Raw genomic sequence first — 5,444 nt, 5'->3', positions numbered from 1 at the left:
CGATGTGGTATTTATCGGCGGCAGCACCTTCGTGGTGGCGGAGGTGGCTGTGGTATTTATCGGCGGCAGCACCTTCGTGGTGGCGGAGGTGGCTGAGCTGTACCAATAGCTGGTCGAGCGACTGTAGCGCGGACTTTGTAGTCCGCGGCTCTGCCCGGTCGCTGTACGGTCAATCGCCAGGACGAAGCGAGAGCCGCGGACTACAAGCCGCGCTACAGCCGTTCAGCCGGCCCTTCAACTTTCATCCATTTCTTCGCCCATTCACTCCCTTGCCCCGCGTCAAACTTCACCGCTTTGCGGCTAATGCTACCCGCCCCGACGTTATCGAGCCGGGCAAACCCGAATTTGGGGCCCTGGCGGGCCGTTGGCGGGCCGATTTCTTCCACAACGAAAACCCGCTGACGCTGGAAATGGGCTGCGGCAAGGGCGAGTACACGGTGGGCCTGGCCCAGCGGCACCCGCAGCGCAACTTCTTGGGCCTCGACATCAAGGGCGAGCGGCTGTGGTCGGGCAGCACGCGGGCCGCTGCCCTGGGCTTGGCCAACGTGGGCTTCGTGCGCATGCAGGCCCTGGCGCTGGCCGCGCAGTTTGGCCCCGGCGAGCTGAGCGAAATCTGGATTACCTTCCCCGACCCGCGGCCCCGCGACCGCGACATCAAGCGCCGCCTCACCGCCCCGCGCTTCCTGGATTTGTACCAGGCGCTGCTGGTCCCGGGGGGCCCGCTGCACCTTAAAACCGACAACGACGGCCTGTTCGACTACACCCTGGAAATCCTGGCCGCCCGCCCGGGCGCCGTGGTGGACGTGCAGACCCGCGACTTATACACTGAGCAGGGCCCCGGCTTTGCGGAGGCCCAGGCCATCCAAACCAACTTCGAGGGCAAGTACCGGGCGGTGGGCGTGCCCATCAAGTACGTGCGGTTCCGGCTGAGTTAGGGCTCCAAACGGCTCGGGGCGGTGTGCTCGGTGCCGCCGGCCGCCCGCCAGGGGCGAGGTGCGGTTGCCCACCAGGGGCCCCAAAACCCATAAACCGGCGCACCGTCCATCAGGCAGTGCGCCGGTTTATTGGTTTTGGGGCCCTACAGGCTTTGCAGGATGGTTTTGGCGTTGAGCACGTGCTCGTTGGCCTCGTTGAGGGAATTGAACACGTAGCGCACGCGCCCTTCGCCGTCGAGCACGTACGTCACGCGGCCCGGCAGCAGGCCCAGCGCGGCCCGGGGCACGGCGTACTTGCGGCGCAGCTGCCCGCCGTTGTCGCTGAGAAGCGGAAACGGCAGGTCGTACTTGGCGGTGAACTGGCGGTGCGAGCGTTCGGAGTCGGAGCTGATGCCGATGACCTCCGCGCCCAGGGCCGAAAAGTCCTCGTACTGGTCGCGGAAAGAGCAAGCTTCCTTGGTGCAGCCCGATGAGCCGTCCTTGGGGTAGAAGTACAGCACCACGGGATGGCCGCGGTGCTCGCTGAGCTTGAAGGTGGTGCCGGTGGTGGTCGGCAAGTCGAAGTCCGGCGCAAAGTCGCCCACGCGCAGGGGCCGTTCGAGACCGTCGGCCAGGGTGGCCCGCAGGTGCACGTTGAGCAGGAGCTGGTTGGGGCCCAGGGCCAGAATGAGGTCTTCGCAGCCGCCGTAGCCCGCCACCAAGGTGTTGGCGGTGCGAGCGGGCAGCTCCATCGTGAAGTTGCCGGCCGCATCGGTGCTCACCACCCGGTTCGTGCCTTTCATCAGCACCGTGGCCCCGGGCAGGGGGTTGCCCTCTGGGTCAAACACCCGGCCCGCCAGGCGGTACGTCTGGGCCGCAGCCGGCGCGGGCGAGTAGGGGTTGCCGTTGCCCTGCATGGCGAGCAGCTCGGCGGCGGGGCGGGATTTAACAGTTTGCGCCTGCCCGGCGAGGACGGTACCAAAGGCGAGGGCGAAAGCGAGCGAATAATTCATAGAGAGTGGGGAGTTGCGCTACCTACGCCCCCAGGGCCGCTGCCAGTTTTCCACCCGCCTGCCCACTCGTTGAACGTCTACTTATTCCCCGTTAAATACTCTAATTCCCGGGCGAAAGGCGCTGGGCCTTTGGTGAAGATTGGCGCCCGGCCGGGGCCCCGGGGCGCAGTTTTTCGGCGTGGACCGGGGCCCGAGGGGCCGGCCGGGGCCCTATTCTACTTCCTCCAGGGCCTCAAAAATCTCCTCCAGGCCGGTGAAATCGCGCAGGCCGGGCTTCAGCTCGTCGCCGCCTTGCAGCACCAGGCCGGCCGGGCGCACGCCGTCGAGCAGGGCGGGCAGGTCGGCGGCGGTGAACTCGCCGCCCAGCCACAGCGAAAACTGCCGGGCCAGGGCCCCCAGCTGCTCCTGCCAGCCCAGGAGGTCGGCCCCGGCGGGCAGCGTCACCAGCACCGCCCCGCCGGCGGGGGCGAAATCGGCGCTGCTTAGCTCGTGGGCCAGGTCGGGGTCGATGAGGGCCTGGAGGGCGGTGAGCAGGTCGGTTTCGCGCAGCACGGGGAAGGGCAGGGGCTCGTGCATACCGGGCAAGAACAGGGGCGCTTCGCGTAGCAGCACGCTGTCGAGGCCGCAGGCGGCGGCCACGGCCACGAGCTGCTCGGTGTCGGCATCGCCAAACTCGCCGATGAGCTCCACGCCCGCTACCCAACCGGCCAGCTCCTTGGCCGTGGCCGGGTCGATGGCCCCGGGCAATTCGGGGTCGAGGGTGAAGATGAGGCCGTCGGCGCCCATGCCGGCGCAGTAGCGCGCGTCGGATAAGTTGTTGATGCCGCGGACGAGGACGGGGATGCGAAGGGCCATGGTTTGAATGGGAAGATGCGGAGGAATGTGGCAGATGTGGGAAATAGTGCCGGGGCAAAGGTCGCACCGGACCATTCCTTATTCCCTGCCTCTTTCTCACGTAAGCCCATTCTCACATTTCCACATTCACCCACATTTAAGCACATCTTACTATCCGCCGTATCTTTGTTGTTCGAACGGCAGCCAAACCATTCACCTTTCGGGTGCTGTTCAGAACCAAATGGAAAACAACCCCAAAGGCCGCGTTCTCGTGGCCATGAGCGGTGGCATCGACTCGTCGGTGGCCGCCGTGCTCCTGCACGAGCAGGGCTACGAAGTGGTCGGCATGACCATGAAAACCTGGGACTACGCCTCGGCGGGCGGGTCGAAAAAGGAAACCGGCTGCTGCTCCCTGGACAGCATCAACGACGCCCGGCAGATTGCCGTGGACCTGGGCTTCCCGCACTACATCATCGACATCCGCGACGAGTTCGGCGATTTTGTTATCAACAACTTCACCGACGAGTACCTGGCCGGGCGCACGCCCAACCCCTGCGTGCTCTGCAACACCCACATCAAGTGGGACGCGCTGCTGCGCCGGGCCGACCAGCTTGGCTGCCAGTTCATTGCCACCGGCCACTACGCCCAGGTGCGGCAAGACGCTGACACCGGCCGCTTCGTGGTGAGCAAAGGCCTGGACGATAACAAGGACCAGAGCTATGCGCTGTGGGGCGTGAGCCAGGCCAGCCTGAGCCGCACGCTATTTCCGCTGGGCCAAATGCGCAAAACTGAGATTTACGACGAGGCCCGCCGCCGCGGCTTCACCGAGCTGGTGAACAAGCCCGAGAGCTATGAAATCTGCTTCATCCCCGACAACGACTACCGGGGCTTCCTGCGCCGGCGCGTGCCGGGCCTGGAGGCGCGCGTGGCCGGCGGCCGCTTCGTGGATAAAAAAGGGGCCGAGCTGGGCCGCCACGAGGGCTACCCGTTCTACACCGTCGGGCAGCGCAAGGGGCTGGGCATCGCCTTGGGCTTTCCGGCCTACGTGACGGAAATCCGGCCCGACACCAACGAGGTGGTGCTGGGCAACTACGATGATTTGGCCAGCACGGCCACCGTGGTGGGCCAGCTCAACCCCGGCAAGTACGCCACCCTGGAGGGGCGCGGCCTGGTGCCGGCCGTGGCCAAGGTGCGCTACAACCACGACGGGGCCCCCGCGTTTCTGGAAGAAGTAGCCGGTAAAATCCACGTCTATTTCGAGGAGCCCGTGCACGCCATCACCCCGGGCCAGGCGGCCGTGTTCTACGAAGGCGACGACGTGCTGGGCGGCGGCTGGATCGAGCGCCACGTCATCGGCGAGGCGCCCGTGCCGTTCGCCCACGCCGAAGCGCCGGTGGCCTAGGGCCCCGGCGGGCAGCTACAATCCAGGATAAAAAAGCCGGGATAAAATAATATTATTGGCGGGTTGCGGAAGAATTCTACGGGTCTTCGGCGGCCCGCCAATAACTTGCCGGCAGTTCCCGTTTATTCGCTGTTCTATTATCTATTCTCCCGATTGCTATGCGTTTACGCTACCCGCTCCTGAGCGCCGCCGGGGCCCTGCTGGCCCTGGCCGGGTGCCGCACCCAAGACGCGCCCGCACCTGATTACGGCAACGACTATTACCCCGTGGCCGTGGGCACCTACCGCGCCTACCAGGTAGTGGACACGACCTGGAACAACTACGTGCGCTCGGTGGGCACGCCCTACCAGCTGCGCGAGGCCATTACGGGCACCTACGCCGACGCCGCGGGCCAGCCGGCCTACCGCGTGGAGCGCGCCCGCCGCGCCACCACCGCCGACGCCTGGGTGGCCGACAGCGTGTTTGCCTTGAACGTGAGCCCCAACGCCGTGGTGCTGAACCGCGGCAACCGGCGCACGGTGGAGGCCGTGTTTCCGGCCCGCACCGGCCGCATTTGGAACTTCAACGCCTTCAACAACAACTCGGCCGACACCGTGAACGCCGATACCCGCAGCTACCGCCGCGTGGGGGCCCCCTACACCACGGCGGTGCTCGGCGGCCCGGCCCGCGCTTACCCTACCACGGTCACCGCCGTGGACACGGCCCTGAACAACACCAACGTGTACGAAGACAACCTTTACTACCTGCGCACCTACCAGCAGGTGCTGGCCCAGGGCGTGGGCCCGGTGCTGCGGCGGCGGCGGCGCTTTATCTACACCGGCGGCACGAGTGGCGCGCTGCCGGTGCCGGGCCAGGTGTTCAGCGGCTACATCCACCGCGAGACGCTGATTGACGCCGGCACTCTGTAAGCGATACTTTCACCAACGTTATTTTTCTCCTTGATTCTGTGAAGTATATGCGTGCGTATTGGATGCGGGCCCTGGCCCTGGCGGCGGCCGTGCTGATTGGTGCAACGGCCCCCGCCCGGGCCCAGGGCCCCGTGCGCCGCCACCTGGTGTACTTCCGCGACAAGGCCGGCACGCCTTACCGCGTGGACCAGCCCGAGGCGTTTTTATCGGCCCGCGCCGTGGCGCGGCGGCAGCGCCAGGGCATTGCCTGTGGCCCCCCGCGACTTGCCCGTAAGCCCCGCCTACCTGGCCCAGGTGCGGGCCGTGCCCGGGGCCCAAATCGTGTACCCCTCGCGCTGGCTGAACGCCGTGCTGGTGGCCTGCGACTCGGCCG

General features: G+C 66.5%; 6 protein-coding genes and 1 pseudogene. 5 read left to right on the top strand and 2 right to left on the bottom strand.

The genetic code is table 11. The features are described 5' to 3' along the window. Window positions 1-269: 269 nt before the first annotated feature. Entirely contained in the window at window positions 270-935 is a 666-nt protein-coding gene (trmB, locus tag BEN49_RS10580) for a tRNA (guanosine(46)-N7)-methyltransferase TrmB (protein ID WP_070743083.1), read from the top strand. Between the two features lie 143 nt (window positions 936-1,078). Here trmB and BEN49_RS25605 read toward each other — a convergent pair whose 3' ends face one another. After that, on the bottom strand, window positions 1,079-1,927 hold the full coding sequence (locus tag BEN49_RS25605) for a redoxin domain-containing protein (RefSeq protein ID WP_083325982.1): 849 nt from the start codon (window positions 1,925-1,927) through the stop codon (window positions 1,079-1,081). A gap of 210 nt (window positions 1,928-2,137) precedes the next feature. After that, window positions 2,138-2,782 carry a beta/alpha barrel domain-containing protein gene (locus tag BEN49_RS10570; RefSeq protein WP_070743080.1) on the bottom strand — a complete coding sequence of 215 codons (645 nt, stop codon included), beginning with the start codon at window positions 2,780-2,782 and terminating at the stop codon, window positions 2,138-2,140. Window positions 2,783-3,002: 220 nt separating this feature from the next. Between BEN49_RS10570 and mnmA the strand changes: the two genes are divergently transcribed. The 4 genes and pseudogenes from mnmA to BEN49_RS31285 form a co-directional block, all read left to right on the top strand. Continuing rightward, entirely contained in the window at window positions 3,003-4,163 is a 1,161-nt protein-coding gene (mnmA, locus tag BEN49_RS10565; protein ID WP_125916727.1) for a tRNA 2-thiouridine(34) synthase MnmA, read from the top strand. A 158-nt stretch (window positions 4,164-4,321) separates the two neighbouring features. Continuing rightward, window positions 4,322-5,071, top strand: coding sequence for a hypothetical protein (locus BEN49_RS10560; RefSeq protein ID WP_070743078.1), 750 nt, complete (start codon window positions 4,322-4,324; stop codon window positions 5,069-5,071). Between the two features lie 47 nt (window positions 5,072-5,118). Further along, window positions 5,119-5,268, top strand: a pseudogene (locus tag BEN49_RS31290) (hypothetical protein); the annotation flags it as partial. A gap of 52 nt (window positions 5,269-5,320) precedes the next feature. Then, window positions 5,321-5,444, top strand: a 124-nt coding sequence (locus BEN49_RS31285; protein WP_498366032.1) for a hypothetical protein, incomplete at its 3' end; no start/stop codon positions are given.

This window comes from Hymenobacter coccineus (assembly GCF_001816125.1).
Taxonomy (GTDB): domain Bacteria; phylum Bacteroidota; class Bacteroidia; order Cytophagales; family Hymenobacteraceae; genus Hymenobacter; species Hymenobacter coccineus.
The sequence above is the reverse complement of the archived record's forward strand: the minus strand, read 5'-3'. Positions and strand labels throughout refer to the sequence as shown.